The following is a 22,364-nucleotide window of genomic DNA, read 5'->3' on the forward strand; positions in this document are numbered from 1 at the left end:
CACCCGGTGTGGGTCACCTTGCAGCACCTCGGTCCCGGGCCGGGCGATCACCGGCCGGGACGCGACCACCAGTTTCCGCGCCCGATCCAGCGGAACGGCGGCCGAGTGGTAGCGGGCCACGGAGGCGGAGTACTGCTCGAACGTGTTCCGCCCGAGCAGCACCGTCTCCGCCCCGGTCACCAATTGGTCGAGCACACCGCCCGGTCCGGACGCGGGCAGCCAGTTCTCCGGCCGGTCCACGATCCCGTCCTCCGACATGCACAACCTGGCGATGATGGTCCGCATCACTGCTCCTCCGAGTCTCCTTACCAACCCAGATGCGGTCCTTGCCCGGAATGTTTCAGGCTGGGCCGTAGACGGCGTGCAGTACGCCCGTCGAGAACGTCGTACTCGAGAGCAGTGCCAGCGGCACGTGCTCGCCGCCGTCGAACAGGCGCGCGCCGGAGCCCAGGGCGATCGGGTGGATGAGCAGGTGCAGCTCGTCGACCAGCTTGGCCTGCAACAGTGAGCGGGTCAGCGTGAGGCTGCCGCTCATGCTGATGGCCTTGCCCTCGCCGGCCTTCGCCTTCCTGACCGCCTCGATCGGGTCGCCCTCGAGCAGGGTCGAGTTCAGCCAGGCATCGACGTTGTCCAGCGTGCTGGAGACGACGAGCTTGCGGGTGCCGTTCATCACGTCGGCCCCCTCGGCGTCCGGGTTCTGCGGCCAGAAACCGGCGAACTCCTGCCAGGACTTCCGGCCCAGCAGCATGGTGTCCGACCGCGACCAGATCGCGTCCACGGCGGCGCCCATCTCGTCGTTGAAGTACGGGAAGTGCCAGTCGGCCGGTGCCTCGGCGACGCCGTCCAACGAGATGAACAGGCCGGAGATGAGCTTCTTCATGGTGGTGACTCCTCGGGTGTCAGCGGATGCTTTCACCGACGCGTCGAGGGGCCGGCCGCCGGATCGACACTCAGGTCGCGGGATTTTTCCGGCCGCGGTGGATCTCGGTCTCGAGCGCGTCCAGCCGGTTGATCCAGAACTTGCGGTAGCGGTCCAGCCAGCCGTCGATCTCCCGCAGTGGTCCGGGGTCGACGGCGTACAGCCGCCGGGTGCCGTCGACGGTCACGGTGGCGAAACCGTTGTCGCGGAGCACCTTGAGGTGCTGGGAGACGGCCGGCTGGCTGATGCCGAACTCGCTGCCGATGGCCGTGGCGATGCTGCCGGCCGGCAGCTCGCCGTCGGCCAGCAACTCCAGGATCCGGCGCCGGACCGGGTCGCCGAGGATGTCGAACGCATGCACGCGGGCAGTATTTCAGTGATGACTTATATGAACAAGGCCCCTGTGCGACGGACGGTTTCCGGCCCGCGGCGGTGCCGGCCGTGGAACCTGCAGGCAGCCCGCGCCTCGGCCGGACGGACCGACCAGAGGCTGGTCAGCGGCTAGGCAACGAAACCGTCACGGCTAGAATGAGTGCCCGAGACTACGCCTGGTGCAACGCCGCAGGGCGTACCGCAACCAGTGGTTTGAGGAGACACACCTGTGGGACGCGTCGTGCACAAGTACGGCGGTTCTTCGGTCGCTGACGCCGAAAGCATCAAGCGCGTGGCCCAACGGATCGTCGCGACGAAGAAGGCCGGGAACGACGTGGTGGTGGTCATTTCGGCTATGGGCGACACCACCGACGAACTGATGGACCTGGCCCAGCAGGTCTCGCCGCTGCCGCCACCGCGCGAGCTGGACATGCTGCTCACCTCGGGTGAGCGGATCTCGGCCGCGCTGCTGGCGATGGCGATCGCCAACCTGGGCGACGAGGCGCGCTCGTTCACCGGCTCGCAGGCAGGCGTGATCACCACCTCCGCGCACGGCAACGCCCGCATCATCGACATCACGCCGGGCCGGATCGAGGAGGCGCTGGCCGAAGGCCACGTCGCGATCGTGGCCGGGTTCCAGGGCGTCGCCCAGGACACCAAGGACATCACCACGATGGGCCGCGGCGCGTCCGACACCACCGCGGTCGCGCTGGCCGCCGCACTGGAGGCGGACTACTGCGAGATCTACACCGACGTGGACGGCATCTTCACCGCCGACCCGCGGATCGTGCCGGCGGCGCGGCAGATCCCGAAGATCTCCTACGAGGAGATGCTCGAGATGGCCGCCTGCGGCGCCAAGGTGCTGCACCTGCGCTGCGTCGAGTACGCGCGGCGCTACAACGTCCCCGTCCACGTGCGCTCCTCCTTCTCGCAGAAGGAAGGCACCTGGGTCGTCGATGCGAAGGAACTGGAACAGATGGAACAGGCGATCATCTCCGGCGTGGCCCACGACCGCAGCGAGGCCAAGATCACCGTGGTCGGCGTGCCCGACAAGCCCGGTGAGGCGGCCCGCATCTTCGAGACGGTCGCCGGCGCCGAGACCAACATCGACATGATCGTGCAGAACGTCTCCGCGGTCGCCACCAACCGCACGGACATCTCCTTCACGCTGCCCCGCGCCGACGGCGCCCGGGCGATGTCCGCCCTCGCCCGGATGAAGGACGAGGTCGGCTACGAGCAGTTGCTGTACGACGACCAGATCGGCAAGGTCTCGGTGGTCGGTGTCGGAATGCGCTCGCACCCGGGCGTGTCCGCGAAATTCTTCTCCGCGCTCGCCGACGCCGGCGTGAACATCGAGATGATCTCCACCTCGGAGATCCGGATCTCGGTGGTCGTGGACGAGAACCTGGTGGACGCCGCCGTGACCGCGGCGCACACCGCATTCGACCTGGACGACGAGCACACCCAGGCTGTCGTGTACGGAGGAACTGGACGGTGACCCCTGTGAGCGCATTGGACAACGAGACCGAGGACCGGACGGGCCTGCCCTCGCTGGCGGTGGTCGGTGCGACCGGCGCCGTCGGGACGGTGATGCTGGCCCTGCTCTCCACCCGGGAGAACGTCTGGGGAGAGATCCGGCTGATCGCGTCCGAGCGCTCCGCGGGCAAGAAGCTCAAGGTCCGCGGCGAGGAGGTCGAGGTCGTCGCGATCAGCGAGGAGGCCTTCGACGGCATCGACGTGGCGATGTTCGACGTCCCGGACGAGGTGTCGGCGCAGTGGGCGCCGGTCGCGGCCGCCCGCGGCGCCGTCGTGGTGGACAACTCCGGCGCCTTCCGGATGGACCCGGACGTCCCGCTGGTGGTGCCCGAGGTGAACGCCGAGGCGGCCCGGAACCGGCCGAAGGGCATCATCTCCAACCCGAACTGCACGACCCTGTCGATGATCGTGGCGATGGGTGCGCTGCACCACCGCTACGAGCTCGAGCAGTTGGTGGTGGCGTCGTACCAGGCCGCCTCCGGGGCCGGTCAGGACGGCATCGACGCGCTCTACGACCAGCTGATGAAGGTGGCCGGCAATCGCGACCTGGGGACCACGCCGGGCGACGTCCGGCGGGTGATCGGCAACGCGCTCGGCCCGTTCCCGGCGCCGCTGGCGCTGAACGTCGTCCCGTGGGCCGGCTCGCTCAAGGACGAGGGCTGGTCGTCGGAGGAGCTGAAGGTCCGCAACGAGTCGCGGAAGATCCTCGGCCTGCCCGACCTGAAGGTGTCCGCGACCTGCGTCCGGGTGCCGGTGATCACCACCCACTCGCTGTCGGTGCACGCCCGGTTCACCCAGGAGGTCGACGCCGACGAGGCCCGGGAGGTACTGCGCGACGCGCCGGGCGTGCTGGTGTTCGACAACCCGGCCGAGGGCGAGTTCCCGACGCCGGCCGACGTGGTCGGCACCGACCCGACCTGGGTCGGCCGGATCCGCAAGTCCCTGGACGACCCGAACGCGCTCGAACTGTTCGTCTGCGGCGACAACCTGCGCAAGGGCGCCGCCCTGAACACCGCTCAGATCGCCGAGGTCGTGGCCCGGGAGCTCACCGCCGCGTCCTGAAACTCGAACGCACAAAGGGCTCCCGAGCGGGAGCCCTTTGTTGTTGACGGCAACTGGTCTACAGCCAGTTCTCCCGGGCCGCGTGCAGGGCCAGCTGGAAGCGCGTGCTGGCGCCGGTGCGGTTCATCAGCCGCTCGAGGTAGCGGAAGAACGTCCGGCGGCTGATGCCGAGGGTGCGCGCGATGGTGTCGTCCGCGGCGCCGGTGGCCAGCAGCGCGAGCAGGCGGCGCTCGATCGGCTCCAGCCGGTCGTCCTCGGTGCCGACCGAGGCGTGCAGCGGCAGCGCGTTGCGCCAGCACAGCTCGAACATGCCGATCAACGCGGTCAGCAGGCTGCTCGGTCGGATGATCAGCAGCGACCGGTTCACGTCGGTGTCGCGCACCGACATCGACACGAACGCGATCGAGCCGTCGATGATGGTCAGCTTCGCCGGTACGTCGGGCAGTACCCGGGCCTGCTCGCCGGCCTCTACGCACGGGAGGATGTTCTCGGTCAGGTAGCCGGGCACCTCGACCGACTCCGGCGAGTACACCACCCGGTAGGAGACCCCACGCTTGAGGTGGTCGATCTCCTCCTGGTTCGGGCCGCCGATGTAGTACGGCGGGGAGTCGATGGCCAGGATCTCCCGCTGCGCCCCGCCCTTGATCTGTCGGATCCGCTCGACGATCGCGTTGCCGGTGACGACCTCGATCAGGTGCGTGGTCGACTCGTTGTGCACGGTCCGGCGGAACTCGTCGTACGCGTTCAGTACCTCGATTCGAGCCTGCTTCAGCTCGGACTCACGGCGTAGCGTCATCGCCTCCAGACCGGCGTCCGGAGGCACCGGCAGGTACCGGGAGTGGTCCGAGCCGGACCGCCGGGCCAGACCGGCCTGCACCAGTCCGCCGAGGGTGGCGTCGATACTCGCGGCGCGGTCGGGGACCGCCTCGTCCAGTTCGGTGACCGACGACGGACCGGTCCGCAACAGGTGCTGGTAGACCTTGATCTCGTCGTCGCTGAGCCCGAGCACACGCAGATGATCGGCACGCTCCGTGTCGGTGGTGCTCACTACCCTCCCCTCCCTTCCGAGCGCGGTCACTGTCCGCTACCGCCCCTCCAGCCTAGGAGGGCCGTTCCAACGCGGCGTGCACTGTCTGTGTCGACGTGGTTGCATCCAGCAATATTTGTTGTCTTGTCAGCATTCTTGTGCCGTGTCACCATCTGGCCACCATTTCCGCGCAGTTGTGAGCGAGAATTGAGGTCCAGCAGCCCGGCGACGGACCACCTGAGCGCCGCCGGGCTGCTGTTCCAATTCTGGCCTGAGTTCGCTGTCACGTCAGCGGAGCCCGTTTCGGTTGGGTCTCGATCCCGGCGCATCGGTGCCCTCGCACCTTAGTGCCATCACCGGCTGTGCTGGAGGGTGTACAAACTGTGCATCTCCATCGTGAGGCCGATGAGGAGGAGAGCCCGATGCACAACGACGCGTTGGCGCCGTCCCGCCCTCCCGTCGACCTCGGCGCGATGACCGCCGCCCTGGTCATCGTGCCGGCCGATCCGGCGTGCGCAGCGTCCGCTTCCGCCCATGGCGGACGGGCCCCCGGATCGTCGGTGAGGGCCGTGTCCGCCCGGACGCGGCCCGGGCCCCGGGAGGTGCGCAGCGGAGCTCCGTGGATGGTGAGGCTGTCCATGGGGAGCGGGGACCTGACGTCCCCGTCCCGGCTCGCCCCGGCCAGCACGCACCCCCTGGGGCCCTCACCGCCGGACGCCGGCGGGCGGGATCAGTTCTCGGTGAGGAACGACGAGAGCGTGGTGGCCGAGTAGCTGCCGTCGTGCAGCCGCCGGACGAAGCCCGGGCCCTGCGCCGCGATCTTCTGGGCCCGGCCGCGGTCCTCGAGCAGCTCGAGCACGACCTCCCGGATGTTCTCGACCGTCGTCTCGACGACCGGGAGCTCGTCACCGGCCGCCTCGTGCACCCGCCGCCGGTTGTGCTCCGCGACGTGGCCCAGCACGACCCGGCCGGCCGCCATGGCCTCACAGGCGGTGGCGCCGTAGCTGCCCAGGCGGAACTGGTCGAGCACGAGGTCGGCCGAGCCGATGATCCGGCGCACCTCCTCGGGCGAGACGCCCTGGATGCGCTGGTACTCGATCAACCCGCGCTCGTGCAGGTCCGTCATCGCCTCGTCGACCTGGTCGGAACCCTTGAACTTCGAGCTGGTGGGCGCGTGCACCGCCACCGGCCGCGGCCGTTCCAGTGGCGGCTCCGGGGTCTCCCACAGGGCGGGGTCGATGACCACCGGGCACCACGTGGCGTCGGGGAGGTCGTCGAGAAGGTCCGGCGTGGACACGAAGGTCGGCAGATCCAGTGAGGCCAGACCGGCGAGATTGCGGCGGACCTGGCGCTCGAGCACGTCGACCTCGGCCCACTCCTCCGGCAGGTACGGCGACCAGGGGTAGTTCTCGCGGTGCAGGCTCGGCAGGCGGACGTCGCGGCCGTGCGCGATGGTGGCGACCCGCAGCCCGTACCCGGTCAGCACCCGCGCCTCGGTGAAGGCGTTGGAGCTGAACAGCGACCCGAACATCGGCCGCTGCGCCTCGATCAGCGCGTGCGTGAAGCCCTGCCTGACGTACTCGAACTGCTCGCTCTGCCACTCGGCCGAGCGCAGGTAGACCTGGTCGGGCACGTGGTGGTCGGAGGAGAACCGGAAGCCACTGGGGATGCCGACCATGGTGACGGCGCCGACGCCGGTCAGCTGCCGCTCCACCGCGCGCGCCCAGAGCCAGCCCTGCCCGGCGAAGTTGGCCGGTGCCACGTACAGCCTTGTCGGGGTGTCCGGTACGGGTGGGCGGCTCGCCCGCGCCTGCTCGACGAGCTCGGGCGGGACCGGCGGAGCGACCGGCCGGGCCACCGGCGGCGGATTCAGCAGACGGGTGAGGTAGACGTTCACCCGGCGCGGCAGCCGGCGCCGCACTGCCCTGATCTGCGGACGAAACGGGCGGAGGAGCGCTCGGACTGGGCCGCGGAGCGCGCGGAGCACGAGGCGACGTGGCGCGCGAACCATGGTCTTGAGCTGCGACATCGAATGGCTTTCGTCGGAGGGACTGGCAAGGCAGGCGAGTGTCGTCGGTCCGCCCGGTCGGTGCTTAGACTACCCCGCTCGGCGCATAGACTACGTCGGGACAATGCGCTCCAGTGGGGGCGTCGCAGCCACCTTCTGAGGAGAGAACGATATGAATGCGCAGTCGCGCATCGTGGTGCTCGGGCTCGGTTACATCGGCCTGCCTACCGCCGTTGTACTGGCCCGCGCGGGCTGCCGGGTCACCGGCGTCGACCTCGACCGGCGGAAGGTCGAGGCGGTCAACAACGGCGCTCTGCCGTTCGTCGAGCCCGATCTCGACCACGTGTTGCGCGATGTCGTCGCCGCGGGCTCGCTCGACGCCACCACCGAGCCGCCGGCCGCCGACGCGTACATCGTCGCCGTTCCCACGCCCTTCCAGGAGGACAAGACCGCCGACCTGAGCCACGTGCTGTCCGCGGCCCGGTCGATCGCGCCGAAGCTGACCGGCGGTGAGCTCGTCATTCTCGAGTCCACCTCGCCGCCCGGCACGACGCAGCGGATGGCCGAGGAGATCCTGGCGACCAACCCCGCCCTGAGCCTCGACGGCGCGGACGGCCGGCCGGTCATCCACGTGTCCTACTGCCCGGAGCGGGTCCTGCCCGGCCGCATCATGACCGAGCTGGTCGAGAACGACCGCATCATCGGCGGCCTCACCGAGGAGGCCGCGCGCCGGGCCAAGGAGCTCTACGAGCGCTTCTGCCGCGGCGAGCTGCTGCTCACCGACGCCGTGACCGCCGAGATGGCCAAGCTCACCGAGAACTCCTTCCGCGACGTCAACATCGCCTTCGCCAACGAGCTGTCGCTGATCTGCGACCGCCTGGGCGTCGACGTGTGGCGGCTCATCGAGCTGGCCAACCACCACCCGCGGGTGAACGTCCTGCAGCCCGGGCCGGGCGTCGGCGGGCACTGCATCGCCGTCGACCCCTGGTTCATCGTGTCGGCGGCGCCCGAGGAGGCGACGCTGATCCGCACGGCGCGGCAGGTCAACGACGGCAAGTCCGGGTACGTCGTCGGCCGGGTGGCCGAGGCGGTCGCCGGCACCGGGGCCTCGACGGTGGCCGCGCTGGGGCTGGCGTTCAAGGCCAACATCGACGACCTCCGCGAGTCGCCGGCCCGCCAGATCGTCCGCGACCTGGCCGCCGAGCTGCCGGACTGCAAGGTGCTCGCGGTCGAGCCGCACATCGAGAAGCTGCCGGCCGACCTCGCCGGGCTGCCCAACGTCGACCTGGCCGACGCGACCGGCGCGATCGCGGCCGCCGACGTGGTCGTGCTGCTGGTCGACCACGACGAGTTCCGCGGTGTCGACCGGTCGATGCTGGAAGGCAAGCGCGTCATCGACACGAAGGGCCTCTGGCGCTGATGCCCGCTTCGCTGCCCACGCGCGCCGTCCGCAAGGCCCGACGTATCGTCCGCGGCCGACGTCGTGTGCACGAGGTCCCCGACTCGCCGTCGCGCGCGGCCGAGCGGATTCTGTCCCTGCGTTACCCCGAGCACCTGGTCGCCGAACCGCAGGACGAGCCCGAGGCCGAGGAAGCACCGGACGCCGAAGCAGATCAGTCCGACGCCCGCCGCGAGCCGGCGTCGGTCACCCGGGTCGTCGGCGTGCTGACCGGCGCGACGGCGCGGCGGCTGGGCGACGACCTGGCTGTCGCCGCGGTGACGCCGGGGGCGCGGGCGTTCGGCACGATGATCGAGCCGGGCGACGTGCTGGTGGTCGAGCGGGCCGCCCTGCAGTCCGGCCCCTGGAGCACCGCCGAGACGTCGTCCGGTACGGCGCTGCTGCTCGAGATCCTGGAGTGGACCGACGAGGCGCGCGAACACGGCGCGGCCGTCGTCCTGCTCGACTCCGCCGACGCGCCGAACGTCGGCACCAATCTGCTGCGCGGCGCCGCCGACGTGGTCCTCCCGCTCGCCCAGCAGGCCGACCCCGTCCTCGGCCCCGTGCCCCTGTCCCCGGTCGTGAGCCTGCTCGACCGAGTCGCCCGCGCCGCCGTCGAGGGAGATCGATGACCCCCCAGCCGACCCCCGTGGAGCGCCGCGTCCTGCTCTACGGAGACGGGAACATCAACCTCATCGACGGGTCGACCATCTGGCTGGTCTCCATGGCCCAGGTGCTCGCGCGGACGAACTCCCACGTCACCTTGTTGCTCAAGGCACGGATCATCTCGCGGAAGATGCTCGAGCCGCTCGCCGGCCTCGACAACGTCACCGTGGTCGACCCGTTCGAGGGCCTCGGCGACGCCGTCCCGCCGTCGAGACTGCTGTCGGTGAAGGAGGTCGCGGAGCGCGTCGTCGAACTCGACCGCGCCCACCGCTTCGACAAGATCATCTCGCGCGGCTTCGCCATCTCGAACGAGCTGGCCCGGACGCGCGCGTTCGACGGCCGGTTCTGGCCGTACGTCATCGACCTTCCCGAGCCGGGCGCGGAACCCACCCCGGAGCGGCTGCGCGACCTCGAGGAGATCTCGCTGGCCTCCGAGCGCATGCTGGTGCAGACCGAGGACTCCCGTTCCTACATGGAGTACCGGGTGCCCGCGTCGGTCGGGAAGTGCGTCGTCATCAACCCGATGATCCCCGACGACCTCGGCCCACTGCGCGGCCGCTCGGCGCCGGCCGGCCGGCTGAAGGGCGTCTACGCCGGCAAATTCGCCGAGGGCTGGAAGACGCTCGAGCTGTGCGACGTGCCCCGGCTGCTGGCAGAGCGCGGCGTCGAACTGTCGCTGTCGATGATCGGCGACAAGATCATGCACTCCACCCGCACGCCCACCTGGCGTGCCCGCATGCGGGCCGCCGTCACGTCCAGCCCGGGCGTTGAGTGGGCCGGCGGGCTCTCCCGCGACGACGCCATGGCGTACTCCAAGACGGCCGACATCGGGTTCAGCTGGCGTGCGCAGGAGCTCGACTCCACCCATGAGCTGTCCACCAAGGTGCTCGAGTACTGCGCCATGGGCGTGGCCCCGGTGGTCAACCGCATCGCCGCGCACGTCGAGCTGCTGGGCGAGGACTACCCGCTGTTCGTCGACGCCTCCCTCGAGTCGGTGCTCGACGCCGTCGAACGGGTCGCCCGCGACCGCGACCTGCTCGAGGACGCGCGCAAGAAGGCGATGGACGCCATCGACCAGTACCGCATGGCCAACACCGTCGAGCGCATCCACGCGGCACTCCGGGCGACCGAGGTCCGGCCGAGCGTCACGCTCACCGGTGGGCGCCCGCTGTTGCTCGTCGGCAGCGACCTGGGGACGACGCGTGGCACGCACACCGTGCTGCGGCAGTGCGCCGGCAACGTCCGCGTCGCCCAGTGGGACCCGACGCTGACGGGCCAGGAGGAACCCCGGCTCGGCGAGCTGTCCGCCGCCGGCACCGTCGTCGTCGAGGACGCGACGCCGTACCTGCCGTGGGCCACTCGCCGCAAGGCTACCGGCCAGCGGCTGATCGCGCACGTCCGCGACCTGCGCACCGACGAGCCCGCGCTGCGCGAGGCGAGGCTCGACGAGGTCGACGCCTTCGTGTTCCAGACCGAGCCCGACCTGGCGGCGTTCTCGGCCGCCTTCGACGTTCCGGCCGAGCGCCTGCACCATGCTCCGCTTCCGGTCGACACCGCGTACGTCGACCGGCCGGGGCTAACCGGCCGCCGGTACCGGGTCGGCGTTCTCGACCTGAGCCCGTCCGCCCGGCCCGACGCCGCCGTGACGGCGCTGCGCGGCCTGCTCGCCGCCGACGAACAGTTCAGCCTGCACGTCCGCGATCGACTGCCGTGGGAGGCCGACGACCTCCCGGCCGACCAGCTCGAACGCAGCTACTACCAGGCCCTCGTCGCCGAGCTCGGGGCGACGCCCGAGGTCGCCGCACGGGTGGCGTTCGAGTACCCGGACAGCGACCTCCCCAGCTGGTACCGCAAGATCGGCTGGCTGCTGGTCCCGCGCCGCCGCGGCCGCCTCGATCAGCGGGTCGTGGAGGCCCAGGCCGCGGGCGTGGTGGTGCTGACCCCGGCCGAGCACGGCTCGGCCGACCTGTACGGACCGGACGCGTCGTACGACTCGATCGACGCACTGGTCCGGACGATCGCCGCCGCGGCCGCCGACCCGGCGGAGTTCGCCAAGCGCAGCGCCGCCTCCCGCCTCCACGGCGGCCGGCACGACCTCGCCGTCGTCCGCGCGGCCTGGGCGGCCGCGCTGACGGGCTGATCCCGCAGCCGGGTCCCGTCAGCCGGTGAAGTCGGGGAGCCGGCTGCCGAGGCCGAACAGCGCCCGGACGGCGGCGATGGTACGGGCGGTTGCCTGCCCGTCGCCGTACGGGTTGACCGCCTGCGCCATGGCCGAGTAGGCCGCCGGGTCGAGGTGCAGCCGCTCGACCTCCTTGACGACGCGGTCCTCGTCGGTGCCGATGAGACGGACGGTGCCGGCGTCGACCGCCTCCGGGCGCTCGGTGTTCTCGCGCATGACCAGGACCGGCTTGCCCAGGCTGGGCGCCTCCTCCTGGATGCCGCCGGAGTCGGTGAGAACGATGCGGGCGGCGGCGAGGACGGTGGCGAACTCCGCGTAGGACAGCGGCTCGGTGACCACGACGTTCGGATGTCCGTCCAGCACGGGCAGCAGGGCCGCGCGGACCACCGGGTTGCGGTGCACCGGAAGGACGACGGTGAGCTCCGGGTGCGCGGCCGCGATCCGCGCCAGCGCCCGGCCGACGCCTTCCATCGCGGCGCCCCAGCTCTCCCGGCGGTGGCTGGTGACCAGCAGGATCGGGGCGTCCGCCGCGACCAGCGCGGCCAGCTGCGGATCGGTCAGCGGTACGGGGCTGGCGGCGGTGGCGAGCAGCGCGTCGATCACGGTGTTGCCGGTGACCACGACGGTCGCGGGGCCGACGCCCTCGCGGAGGAGGTTGTCCCGGCTGCGTGACGTGGGCGCCAGGTGCAGGGTGGTGATCTGCGAGGTCAGCCGGCGGTTCGCCTCCTCGGGGAACGGCGAGTTGATGTCGCCGCTCCGCAGTCCGGCCTCGACGTGGACGACCGGGATGCCGCGGTAGAACGCCGCCAGCGCGGCCGCGGTCGAGGTCGTGGTGTCGCCCTGGACGATCACCACACCGGGCTTCTCCTCGGCGAGGACCGGGTCGAAACGCTCCATGATGCGCGCGGTGATGCCGGCCAGGGTCTGCCCCGGCTGCAGGATGTCGAGATCGTGCCGCGGGACGATGCCGAACAGTTCGTTGACCTGGTCGAGCATCTCGCGGTGCTGGCCGGTGACCACCGGCACCGACTCGATGTCGGGCTCGGCCTCGAGCGCCGTCAGGACGGGTGCGACCTTGATCGCCTCGGGACGGGTCCCGTAGACCGTCATGATCTTCAACACGGGGCTGCCTCTCTTCTGCGTGGGTTGTAGCCGCCCTACGGTAACCGCCGCCGCAGCCGAGTGCCGCACGGCGCCAACGGGCAGAGGCCCCGGAGCGCATCCTCCGGAACCGGACCGCCGCTCGATCGGGCGCGTGCGGCAGATCACGCCCGGCGCGCGAACTTCCGGGGTACCCGGGGCGTCGTACCGCTGAATTGGTCGTTCAAGGCCGTCAAATGTATATTCCAGATAACGATCGGCGAAGAAACGACTCATCGGTCGGTTGCACAGTCGGGCGCGACGTTTGGTAGCCGTCTGTACGTCGTTGCTCACTATGGAGGACCACTGTGTCGTCGGCCCTGATGCCGATCCGCTACTCTGCTTCTCGGTCTGCGTGGCCGCCGCCGTACCGGGCGGCGACACGACTTCTGGCAGAGAGAGGCGTCGCCTGAATGAACGCGACTAGCGTCGACGAGGAGTTCAACCCGTCGGTGCACGTGTACGAACCGCACAAGGTCGGCCTGCCGCCGCTGCGTCCCTATTTCAAGGCGCTCTGGCAACGGCGGGAGTTCGCGGCCGAGATGTCCCGGACCAACATCCGGGCGGCGAACACGAACACCTTCTTCGGCCAGGTGTGGCTGGTGCTGAACCCGCTGCTGCTGGCCGGCGTCTACTACGTGCTCGTCGACATCCTCAGCGGCGCGGGTTCGCGGGACGACGCGACCGCACGGTTCGTCCACCTCTGTGCGGGTCTGTTCGCGTTCTACTACTTCTCGGGCGCGATGACGACCGGGGCGTCGAGCGTGGTCGGCGGCGGCAAGCTGCTGATGAACATGTCGTTCCCGCGGATGCTGCTCCCGCTGTCGGCGCTGCGGACGGCGTTCTTCCGCTTCCTGCCGACGATGATCGTGTACGGCGTCATCCACCTGGTCACGCGGCAGCCGCTGAAGTGGGAGATGCTGCTGGCCCCGGTGTTCCTGCTCATGCTGACGGTCTTCGCCGCCGGGATGGGGATGATCTTCGCCGCGTTGCAGGTGTACTTCCGCGACACCACCAGCTTCCTGCCGTACTTCGTCCGGATCTGGCTGTACCTGTCGCCGGTGCTGTGGTTCGCCGAGGACGCGCCGGAGCGGTTCCAGAAGTTCATGATGTTCAACCCGCTCTACTCCCTGCTCGGCGGCTGGACCGACCTGCTCGTCCGCGGCACCATCCCGGAGGCGGGGTACTGGATCGGCGGGGTGGCCTGGGCGGCCGCCGCGGCCGTGATCGGTGGCTTGTTCTTCATGTCGAGGGAGCGTGAGTTCGTTGTCCGTCTCTGAGGCAGAGAAGAAGCCGATGCAGAAGACCCCAGCAGGCGTCCCCGCCGTCAAGGTCCAGGACGTGTCCATCACCTACCGGACCACGTTCGAGCGGGTGCCCACGTTCAAGAGCGCGATCGTCCGGTTCGGCCGCGGCGAGCGCGCCGTCCGCGAGGTCAAGGCCGTCCAGAATGTGTCCTTCGACGTCGACCACGGCACCACCATCGGCATCATCGGCGCGAACGGCGCCGGCAAGTCGACGCTGATGCGCTCGATCGCCGGCATCCTGCCGCCGACCTCGGGCCGGATCGAGGTGCACGGCCGGGTCTCCACCCTGCTGTCCCTCGGTGTCGGCTTCAACGCCGCGCTGTCCGGCCGGGAGAACGTCGTCCTCGGCGGTCTGGCCGCGGGCATGACCCGCAAGGAGATCCAGGCGCGGTACGAGGAGATCGCCGAGTTCGCCGAGCTCGGTGACTTCATGGAGATGCCGATGCGGACGTACTCGTCCGGCATGTTCAGCCGGCTGGCGTTCTCGGTCGCCGTGCACATGGACCCGGACATCCTGATGATCGACGAGGCGCTGTCCGCCGGTGACGCCAAGTTCAAGACCAAGGCCGCGGCCAAGATGTCGGAGCTGGTCACCAACAGCCGGACGATGTTCCTGGTCAGCCACGCGATGAGCAGCGTCCGCGACCTCTGCAACGACTGCATCTGGCTGCACAAGGGCAAGCTGATGATGCGCGGTCAGCCGGACGAGGTGATCGCGGCGTACACGAAGTTCCTGCAGGTCGGGGAAAAGGAATCCGTCTCACTCGAGGACCTCTGACCGATGTCACGCAGTACGGCGCCGGACGTGGGGATCATCACGACCGGTCACGACGTGGCCGATGCCCGCCTGCACAAGATCACCGCGGCGCTGCAGCACCGGGACCTCAGTGTCGAGCTGTGGGGCCTGGGCGAGGCCGAGGGCGGGCCGGCCGGGGCGTCCGTACACGCCGGACCGCGCGGCAGCCTGGTCCAGCGGCTGGCCCGGACGGCGGTGCTGCCCTGGCGCACCAAGGCCAAGGTGGTGATGACGGTGGACCCGGACATGATCCCGGTCACCCGTCTGGTCACCACGCTGCGCCGCCGCAAGATGGTCGCCGACGTCCACGAGGACTACGACCGGCTGCTCGCCGACCGCGCCTGGGCGCAGGGGCTGGCCGGGCTGCCGGCCCGGCTGATCGTCCGGGCCGGCTCGAAGCTGGCCGCCGGTGCCGACCTGACCGTCGTCGCCGACTCCCACCTCGCCCCGCACCAGGCGAAGCGCCGGCTGGTCGTGCAGAACTTCCCCTACGTCGCATTCCTCACCCCGGCGCCGCCGTCGGGGACGCCGCGGGCGGTGTACGTCGGGGACCTTCGCGCCAGCCGGGGCCTGTTCGACATGGTCGAGACCGTGGCCGGGGCGCCGGACTGGTCGCTCGACCTGATCGGCCCGGTCGCACCGTCGGACCGGGACCAGCTCGAAGCCCGGATCGCGAAGCCCGACCTGGCCGGCCGGGTCCGGCTGCACGGGCGGCAGCCACCGGCAGACGCGTGGCGGCTGACCGAAGGCGCCTGGGCGGGCCTGGCCATGCTCCAGCCGACGCCGGCCTTCGTCGAGGCGATGCCGTCCAAGATCTACGAGTACCTCGCCAGCGGTCTTCCCGTCCTGTCCACCCGGCTTCCCCGGCAGACCAAGGTGATCGAGGAGTCCGGCGGCGGCGTCCTGGTGGATTCGGTGGCGGAGGCGGCCGAGACGCTGCGGCGCTGGTCCGCGGAGCCCGGTGAGCTGGAGAAGCTGCGCGACCACGCGCTGCAGTGGGCAGCGGACCATCTGTCCGCGACCACGCCGTACGACGAACTGGCCGACGCGATTCTCAGCCTGCTGAGAGGCAGGGCATGACCGACCGCCGTCCCCACCTGCTGTACGTCGCCTGGGGTTTCCCGCCCTGCCGGGGCGGCGGCGTCTACCGGGCGCTGGCCACGACCAACCGGTTCGCCGCGCTCGGCTGGAAGGTGACCGTGCTGACGGCAGAACGCGAGACCTTCCAGCGGTTCACCGGGGTCGACCCGACCCTCGAGGCGCGGATCGACCCGTCGGTCGAGGTCGTCCGGGTGCCGTTCGAGTGGCCGGTCCTCGAGGCCGACCTGCGCAAGTGGTCCAGGACCCGTGCGTCGAACCCGAAGCTCTGGAGCAAGTGGCGGACCAGGCAGGACCAGATCCCGTTCCCGGAGACCGGGTACGGGCCGTGGCGCTCGGTCGTCGAGCAGGCCGCCGAGCGGATCCACGCGGCCGACCCGGTCGACCTGACTCTGGCCACCGCGAACCCGCACGTCACGTTCACCGCGGCGTACCGGCTGCACAAGAAGCACGGCGTGCCGTACGTGATGGACTACCGCGACGCCTGGCTGCTGGACGTCTTCACCGGCGACCGCCTGCACGAGCCGAACAGCCGTGCGGCCCGGTGGGAGAGGAAGCTGGTCGAGTCGGCGCACGAGGTCTGGTTCGTGAACGACCCGATCAAGGGCTGGCACGAGCGGCTCTACCCGGCCCAGGCCGGAAGGATGCACACCGTCGCCAACGGTTTCGACGCCGATCTGGTGCCGGACACCCACGACCGCGGCGCGGTGACCGACCGCCCGCTGGTGTTCGGGTACGTCGGCACGGTCTCGACGAAGGTGCCGCTGGCCGAGTTCGTCGAGGGCTGGGCACTGGCCACCTCGCGGTCCGAGGAGCTCGCGGGCGCGCGGGCGAAGATCCACGGCTACCTGGGGTTCTACGCCCAGCCGCGGGCGGACATGCTCGACACCATCAACACCGCGGCCGAGGCCGGTGTCAGCTACGAGGGCCCGGTCGGCAAGGGCGAGATCGCCACGGCGTACGACGACTTCGACGTCCAGCTGCTGATGCTCGGCAAGGGCCGGTGCGTGACCAGCGGCAAGGTGTTCGAGTACTTGGCGACCGGGTTGCCGATCGTCTCGGTGCACGACCCGGAGAACGCGGCGTCCGACGTACTGCGCGGCCATCCGCTGTGGTTCCCGGTGTCCGAGGTGACGCCGGAGGCGATCGCGGCCGCGTTGATCGAGGCCGCGCACGCGGCCCGGACGGCCGACGAGGACATCCGGGCGAAGGCGCGGGAGTTCGGCGCGTCCTACCGGCGGGACCTGCAACTGGATCCGCGGATCGAGAGGCTGGCCGCCGCGGTGAAGGGGGCCCGGGCGTGAGCACGACCGTCGTGCTGCTGAGCACCCGCCGGCTTCCGCCGGCGTTCTTCGACACCGTCCGCGAGGACCTCGGTGACCCGGAGGTCACGCTGGCCGTGATCAGCTGGGTCGCCGCCCCTGCCGATCTGGACGCCGGCAAGGTCAGCACCTTCACCATCATCGGGCCGCGGGGAGCCGGTGAGCCGGAAGCCGTCGCGCCGAGGCCCGAACCGACCGGAACGACGCCGCCGGCCGCGACTGTCGCCGGGCGGAACCGGGGCGCCCGGAAGGTTGCCGAAGGCATGTTGCCTAAGGCAATCAAAACCGGCCTGAAGTTCCTCCGGTCGCACCGCGCCGACAAGGAACTCGGAAAGGCCTTCTGGGACAGGGTTCTGAGCCACCGCGACGCGCTGAGCACGATCGGCACCGCCGATGTCGTGATCGCGCTCGACGCCGGTGCGATCTGGGCCGGCTGGAACCTCGGCCGCCGAAAGGCGAGCACTCCGGTGGTTCTCGGCATCCCGGCCGCCCGCCGCGAGTTGGACATGCTGAAGGTGCCGGCGGGCCATGGGTGATTCGATGACGGTGTCGCGTTCGCTCCGCGAGCATCTGCCGGCGCCATTCGCCCGGACCGCGGGAGCGGTCCGGCGGCGCCTGCGTGGTCTGCGGTACTCCTACGCGCAGCTGCCGGCGTTCCCGCCGGTGGCGCCGGCGCGGACGCGGCTGCTGGTCGGTCCGACCAACTCCGCCGGTCAGGGCCACGCCTGGGCCCAGGCCGCCACGACGCTGCCCGACGTCGACGCCGTCTCGTTCGTCCTGCACCGCAAGGGACAGTTCCGGTTCGCCACCGACTATGGCGTTCCGCTCGCCTGGTTCGCCCAGCCCCGGTGGCAGCGCGCCCAGGAGCAGTACGTCGCCTCGTACACCCACGTCCTGGTGGAGTCGTTGCGCCCGCTGCTCGGCGCCCGCGGCTACCCGGACGCGGCCGCGGACATCGCCGCGCTGCGAGCCGCCGGCGTCGACGTCGGCCTGCTGTTCCACGGCTCCGACATCCGCCTGCCGAGCCGGCACGCGGCGCGCGAGCGCTGGTCGCCGTTCACACCGGGTGACGATCTGACCGAGCGGCTGGAGAAGCAGGCCCGTCGGCACGCCGAGCTGGTCGAGAGTCTCGGCCTGCCGGTCTTCGTGTCCACGGTCGACCTGCTGGACGACGTACCGGACGCGCAGTGGTTGCCGGTCGCGATCGATCCGGCGCCATGGCTGCGGGCAGCACGTCCGTTGTTCAGCACCGAGCGTCCGGTGGTCGTCCATGTGCCGTCGAACGCGCAGCTCAAGGGCACCGGCCGGATCGACGCCGTCCTGACGGACCTGCACGACCGCGGCGTCCTGGAGTACCGCCGGGTCACCGGCGTGCAGCACAGCGGCATGCCGGCCGTCGTCGGCGACGCTGACATCGTTGTAGACCAGCTGAGAATCGGTCTGTACGGCGTGGCGGCCGCCGAAGCGCTCGCCGCCGGGCGGATCGTCGTCTCGTACGTCGGTGACAGTGTGCGCCAGAAGGTGCGTACTCTGACTGGGCGAGAGGTGCCGATCGTGGAGGCGGATCCCGAGACGCTGGGTGATGTCGTCACCGGCCTGATCGCAGATCGTGACACCGCCGCCGACCGGGCGGCCGCCGGCCACGGGTACGTGGCGGAGCTGCACGACGGAAATCGCTCGGCCCGAGCACTCACCAGCTGGCTCAGTTCGAAGGAGACCCTGTGACGTCCCGCATCGCGCCATCCGCCGACGTCGACGACCGCGCCACGATCGGCGACGGGTCGTCGGTCTGGCACCTGGCCCAGATCCGCGAGCACGCGGTCCTGGGCGAGAACTGCGTCGTCGGCCGCGGCGCCTACGTCGGGACCGGGGTCACGATGGGCGACAACTGCAAGATCCAGAACTACGCCCTGGTCTACGAGCCGGCGTCGCTCGAGGACGGTGTGTTCATCGGCCCGGCGGTGGTGCTGACCAACGACTACTTCCCGCGGGCGGTCACCCCGGACGGTACGCCGAAGAGCGGCCACGACTGGGAGCCGGTCGGGGTCACCCTGAAGGAGGGCTGCTCGCTCGGCGCGCGCAGCGTCTGCGTGGCCCCGGTCACGGTCGGCCGCTGGGCGACCGTCGCCGCGGGTGCGGTGGTGACCAAGGACGTGCCAGACTTCGCGCTGGTCGCGGGGGTCCCGGCGCGGCGGATCAAGTGGGTCGGCCGGGCCGGAGTGCCGTTGCTGGAGGTCGGCAACGGCGAGTGGAAGTGCCCGAGCACGGGTGAGATGTACATCGAGATCGACGGGCGGCTGCGGCCGGCCGCTGAAGACATGGAGGAGAACTGATGGTGCAGCCGATTCCGGCCGCGAAGCCGATCATCGGGAAGGAGGAGCGCGAGGCCGTCGACCGGGTCATGCAGTCCGGGATGCTGGCCCAGGGCCCCGAGGTGGCGGCGTTCGAGCAGGAGTTCGGCGCAGCGCTGGTCGCCGGACGGAGTTGTGTGGCGACGAACTCGGGCACGTCGGGTCTCCACCTGGGGCTGCTGGCCGCGGGTGTCGGACCGGGTGACGAGGTCATCGTCCCGTCCTTCACCTTCGCCGCGACCGCGAACAGCGTCGCGCTGACCGGCGCCACCCCGGTGTTCGCCGACATCGAGCCGACGTACTTCTGCCTGGACCCGGCCGCGGTCGAGGCCGCCATCACCGAGAAGACCAAGGCCGTCATGCCGGTGCACCTGTTCGGTCACCCGGCGAACCTGACCGCGCTGCAGGCCATCGCCGACAAGCACGGCATCGAGATCTACGAGGACGCCGCGCAGGCGCACGGCGCCACCTGGAACGGTGCGCCGGTCGGCACCTTCGGCGAGTTCGCCATGTTCAGCCTGTACCCGACCAAGAACATGACGTCCGGTGAGGGCGGCATGAACTCGGTCGGGAACGCCGACCTCGAGCGCCGGATGCGGCTGTTCCGCAACCAGGGCATGCTCAAGCAGTACGAGAACGAGGTCGTCGGCCTGAACAACCGGATGACCGACCTGCACGCGGCCATCGGCCGGGTGCAGCTGACCAAGCTGGCCGGCTGGACCAAGCAGCGGCAGGAGAACGCGGCCTTCCTGGACGCGAACCTGCAGGGTGTCGCGGTGCCGACCGTGGCCGCCGAGGCGACCCACGTCTACCACCAGTACACGATCCGCGTGACCGAGGACCGGGACGGCTTCGCCGACGCGCTGCGCACCGAGCACGGCGTCGGCTGCGGCGTGTACTACCCGATCCCGAACCACCGGCTGCCGTCGTTCCGGCGCGAGCTGGACCTGGCGGAGACCGAGAAGGCCGCGGCCGAGGTGCTCTCGCTGCCGGTCCACCCCTCGCTGTCCGAGGAGGACCTGAACCGGATCGTGTCCGCGGTGAACACCGTCGCGAAGGCTGGTGCGTGAGATGGCGAACCTGAGAGCCGGCCTGATCGGCCTGGGCATGATGGGCCGCCACCACGCCCGTGTGCTGTCCTCCCTGGAGGGCGTCGACCTGGTCGCCGTCGCGGACCCGGGCGGTGACAAGTTCGGCGTGGCCGGCGGTCGCCCGGTGCACGAGAACATCGACCAGTTGATTGCCGAGGGCATCGACTACTGCATGGTCGCGGTGCCGACGCAGTACCACGCCGAGACCGCGAAGGCACTGGCCGAGGCCGGCGTGCACGCGATGATCGAAAAGCCGCTGGCCGGGTCCACCGCCGAGGCGGCCGAGATCGCCAAGGCGTTCGAGGCGGCCGGCGTGATCGGCGCGGTCGGCCACATCGAGCGGTACAACCCGGCGCTGCAGGCGCTGCGGGCGCGGCTGGAGAACGGCGAGCTGGGTGACATCTACCAGATGACCACCCGGCGCCAGGGCCCGTTCCCGGCCCGGATCGCCGACGTCGGCGTGACCCTCGACCTGGCCACCCACGACATCGACCTGACCGCCTGGGTGACCCAGTCGCCGTTCGTCTCCGTGGCCGCGCAGACCGCGCACAAGTCCGGCCGCCAGTTCGAGGACCTGATCGCCGTGACCGGCAAGCTGGCCGACGGCACCGTCACCAGCCACCTGGTCAACTGGCTGTCGCCGATGAAGGAGCGGCTCACCGTCGTCACCGGCGAGAGGGGCGCGTTCATCGCGGACACGCTGCTGGCCGACCTGTCCTTCCACGCCAACGGCACGGTCGCCACCGCCTGGGACGACGTCGCGCACTTCCGCGGGGTCAGCGAGGGCGACATGATCCGCTACGCGATCAGCAAGCCCGAGCCGCTGCGCACCGAGCACGAGGCGTTCCGGGACGCGGTCCTGGGCAAGGAAGCCGACATCGTCACGCTGCAGCAGGGCCTGGCCACCGTGCAGGTCGCCGAGGCCGCGCTGCAGTCGGCGGCCGAGGCCCGAACCGTGGCGATCACCATGGAGTCGCAGTAGTCATGAAGGTCCTGAGCGTCGTCGGGGCCCGACCGCAGTTCGTCAAGCTGGCGCCGGTGGCGGAGGCGTTCGCCGCCACCGACCACGAGCACGTGATCGTGCACACCGGCCAGCACTACGACAAGAACATGTCCGACGTGTTCTTCGCCGACCTGCGGATCCCGGACCCGGACGTCCACCTCGGTGTCGGGTCGGGCAGCCACGGCGTCCAGACCGGCGCGATGCTGTCCGCGCTGGACGCCGTACTGGACGAGCACCGGCCGGACTGGGTGCTCGTGTACGGCGACACCAACTCGACGCTCGCCGGGACGCTGTCGGCGGTGAAGATGCACCTGCCGGTGGCGCACCTGGAGGCCGGGCTGCGCTCGTTCAACCGGCGGATGCCGGAGGAGCACAACCGGGTCCTGACCGACCACGCGGCCGACATCCTGCTGGCCCCGACCCAGGTGGCCATGGACCACCTGGCCACCGAGGGCCTGTCGGCGCGGGCGCGGCTGATCGGCGACGTGATGACCGACGTCTGCTTCCGGGTCCGCGACGCGGTCCGTGACAAGTCCCTGGGCAAGCCGCTGGACGTTCCCTTCAAGTCTGGCGAGTATGTCGTGTCGACCATCCACCGGGCCGAGAACACCGACGACCCGGAGCGGCTGGCCGCGCTCGTCGAGGGTCTCGCCGCGGCCGGTACGCCGGTGCTGCTGCTGGCGCACCCCCGGCTCGTCGCCAAGTGCGCGGAGCACGGCATCAAGCTGGAGCGCCCCGACGGCTCGCTGCATGTGCACGAGCCGCTGGCGTATCCGGAGATGGTCGCGGCCGTGCTCGGCTCGGCCGGTGTGGTCACCGACTCCGGTGGCCTGCAGAAGGAGGCCTTTCTTCTCGGCCGGGTCTGCACCACGCTGCGCACCGAGACCGAGTGGGTCGAGACGCTCGAGGACGGCTGGAACGTCCTCACGTCCGACGTGAGCAAACTGCCCGAGCTGGCCGCCCGCCCGGCGCCGGCATCCGACCGCCCCATGCCCTACGGTGACGGTCACGCCGCCGGGCGTGTCGTCACCGCTCTCACGGAGTAGCCA

21 protein-coding genes are annotated in these 22,364 nt (G+C 70.5%); 15 read left to right on the top strand and 6 right to left on the bottom strand.

Annotated elements, in window-relative coordinates:
- The 3 genes from E1218_RS10110 to E1218_RS10120 form a co-directional block, all read right to left on the bottom strand.
- The coding region (locus E1218_RS10110) for a hypothetical protein (RefSeq protein ID WP_202865894.1) at positions 1-285 on the bottom strand (285 nt) is incomplete at its 3' end.
- Positions 286-340: 55 nt separating this feature from the next.
- Positions 341-880, bottom strand: coding sequence for a dihydrofolate reductase family protein (locus tag E1218_RS10115; RefSeq protein WP_132318620.1), 540 nt, complete (start codon positions 878-880; stop codon positions 341-343).
- A 70-nt stretch (positions 881-950) separates the two neighbouring features.
- Complete coding sequence (locus tag E1218_RS10120) at positions 951-1,280, bottom strand: ArsR/SmtB family transcription factor (protein ID WP_132318622.1); 330 nt, start codon at positions 1,278-1,280, stop codon at positions 951-953.
- A 240-nt stretch (positions 1,281-1,520) separates the two neighbouring features.
- Between E1218_RS10120 and E1218_RS10125 the strand changes: the two genes are divergently transcribed.
- Both E1218_RS10125 and E1218_RS10130 read left to right on the top strand, forming a co-directional pair.
- Entirely contained in the window at positions 1,521-2,789 is a 1,269-nt protein-coding gene (locus E1218_RS10125; RefSeq protein ID WP_132318624.1) for an aspartate kinase, read from the top strand.
- Positions 2,786-3,889, top strand: a complete 1,104-nt coding sequence (locus E1218_RS10130) for an aspartate-semialdehyde dehydrogenase (RefSeq protein ID WP_132318626.1) — start codon at positions 2,786-2,788, stop codon at positions 3,887-3,889. Before E1218_RS10125 ends, E1218_RS10130 begins: the two co-directional genes overlap by 4 nt.
- 58 nt (positions 3,890-3,947) lie before the next feature.
- Here E1218_RS10130 and E1218_RS10135 read toward each other — a convergent pair whose 3' ends face one another.
- Complete coding sequence (locus E1218_RS10135; protein ID WP_132318628.1) at positions 3,948-4,937, bottom strand: helix-turn-helix domain-containing protein; 990 nt, start codon at positions 4,935-4,937, stop codon at positions 3,948-3,950.
- A gap of 709 nt (positions 4,938-5,646) precedes the next feature.
- Positions 5,647-6,837 (bottom strand): glycosyltransferase family 1 protein, encoded by a 1,191-nt coding sequence (locus E1218_RS10140; protein ID WP_132318630.1) that lies wholly within the window; start codon positions 6,835-6,837, stop codon positions 5,647-5,649.
- 259 nt (positions 6,838-7,096) lie between these two features.
- Between E1218_RS10140 and wecC the strand changes: the two genes are divergently transcribed.
- The 3 genes from wecC to E1218_RS10150 are packed head-to-tail and all read left to right on the top strand — an operon-like array spanning position 7,097 to position 11,168.
- Positions 7,097-8,344, top strand: coding sequence for a UDP-N-acetyl-D-mannosamine dehydrogenase (wecC, locus tag E1218_RS10145; protein WP_132318632.1), 1,248 nt, complete (start codon positions 7,097-7,099; stop codon positions 8,342-8,344).
- Positions 8,344-8,994 (top strand): hypothetical protein, encoded by a 651-nt coding sequence (locus tag E1218_RS35980; protein WP_165949218.1) that lies wholly within the window; start codon positions 8,344-8,346, stop codon positions 8,992-8,994. Before wecC ends, E1218_RS35980 begins: the two co-directional genes overlap by 1 nt.
- Positions 8,991-11,168, top strand: a complete 2,178-nt coding sequence (locus tag E1218_RS10150; RefSeq protein WP_165949219.1) for a glycosyltransferase family 4 protein — start codon at positions 8,991-8,993, stop codon at positions 11,166-11,168. The genes E1218_RS35980 and E1218_RS10150 overlap by 4 nt, the downstream gene beginning before the upstream one ends.
- An 18-nt stretch (positions 11,169-11,186) precedes the next feature.
- Here E1218_RS10150 and wecB (E1218_RS10155) read toward each other — a convergent pair whose 3' ends face one another.
- On the bottom strand, positions 11,187-12,329 hold the full coding sequence (gene wecB, locus E1218_RS10155) for a non-hydrolyzing UDP-N-acetylglucosamine 2-epimerase (RefSeq protein WP_132318636.1): 1,143 nt from the start codon (positions 12,327-12,329) through the stop codon (positions 11,187-11,189).
- Positions 12,330-12,760: 431 nt separating this feature from the next.
- On the opposite strand from wecB (E1218_RS10155), the gene E1218_RS10160 reads away from it, so the two are divergent.
- Genes E1218_RS10160 through wecB (E1218_RS10205) form a run of 10 tightly spaced genes read left to right on the top strand, consistent with a single transcriptional unit; the run spans position 12,761 to position 22,361 of the window.
- Positions 12,761-13,627 (top strand): ABC transporter permease, encoded by an 867-nt coding sequence (locus E1218_RS10160; RefSeq protein ID WP_132318638.1) that lies wholly within the window; start codon positions 12,761-12,763, stop codon positions 13,625-13,627.
- Positions 13,614-14,432 (top strand): ABC transporter ATP-binding protein, encoded by an 819-nt coding sequence (locus E1218_RS10165; RefSeq protein WP_233712133.1) that lies wholly within the window; start codon positions 13,614-13,616, stop codon positions 14,430-14,432. Before E1218_RS10160 ends, E1218_RS10165 begins: the two co-directional genes overlap by 14 nt.
- 3 nt (positions 14,433-14,435) lie before the next feature.
- A complete protein-coding gene (locus E1218_RS10170; RefSeq protein ID WP_132318642.1) occupies positions 14,436-15,530 on the top strand; it encodes a glycosyltransferase family 4 protein in 1,095 nt (364 codons plus the stop codon).
- Positions 15,527-16,852: a glycosyltransferase family protein gene (locus tag E1218_RS10175; protein WP_233712134.1), complete on the top strand. Its 1,326-nt coding sequence runs from the start codon at positions 15,527-15,529 to the stop codon at positions 16,850-16,852. Before E1218_RS10170 ends, E1218_RS10175 begins: the two co-directional genes overlap by 4 nt.
- Positions 16,849-17,406 carry a hypothetical protein gene (locus E1218_RS10180; RefSeq protein ID WP_132318644.1) on the top strand — a complete coding sequence of 186 codons (558 nt, stop codon included), beginning with the start codon at positions 16,849-16,851 and terminating at the stop codon, positions 17,404-17,406. Before E1218_RS10175 ends, E1218_RS10180 begins: the two co-directional genes overlap by 4 nt.
- Positions 17,399-18,595: a hypothetical protein gene (locus tag E1218_RS10185; RefSeq protein WP_132318646.1), complete on the top strand. Its 1,197-nt coding sequence runs from the start codon at positions 17,399-17,401 to the stop codon at positions 18,593-18,595. The genes E1218_RS10180 and E1218_RS10185 overlap by 8 nt, the downstream gene beginning before the upstream one ends.
- On the top strand, positions 18,592-19,203 hold the full coding sequence (locus E1218_RS10190; protein WP_132318648.1) for an acyltransferase: 612 nt from the start codon (positions 18,592-18,594) through the stop codon (positions 19,201-19,203). The genes E1218_RS10185 and E1218_RS10190 overlap by 4 nt, the downstream gene beginning before the upstream one ends.
- Complete coding sequence (locus E1218_RS10195; RefSeq protein WP_132318650.1) at positions 19,200-20,291, top strand: DegT/DnrJ/EryC1/StrS family aminotransferase; 1,092 nt, start codon at positions 19,200-19,202, stop codon at positions 20,289-20,291. Before E1218_RS10190 ends, E1218_RS10195 begins: the two co-directional genes overlap by 4 nt.
- Position 20,292: 1 nt before the next feature.
- Positions 20,293-21,294 (top strand): Gfo/Idh/MocA family protein, encoded by a 1,002-nt coding sequence (locus E1218_RS10200; protein ID WP_132318652.1) that lies wholly within the window; start codon positions 20,293-20,295, stop codon positions 21,292-21,294.
- Between the two features lie 2 nt (positions 21,295-21,296).
- Positions 21,297-22,361, top strand: coding sequence for a non-hydrolyzing UDP-N-acetylglucosamine 2-epimerase (gene wecB / locus E1218_RS10205; protein WP_132318654.1), 1,065 nt, complete (start codon positions 21,297-21,299; stop codon positions 22,359-22,361).
- Positions 22,362-22,364: the final 3 nt, after the last annotated feature.

Origin of the sequence: Kribbella turkmenica, from assembly GCF_004348725.1 — a bacterium.
GTDB lineage: Bacteria > Actinomycetota > Actinomycetes > Propionibacteriales > Kribbellaceae > Kribbella > Kribbella turkmenica.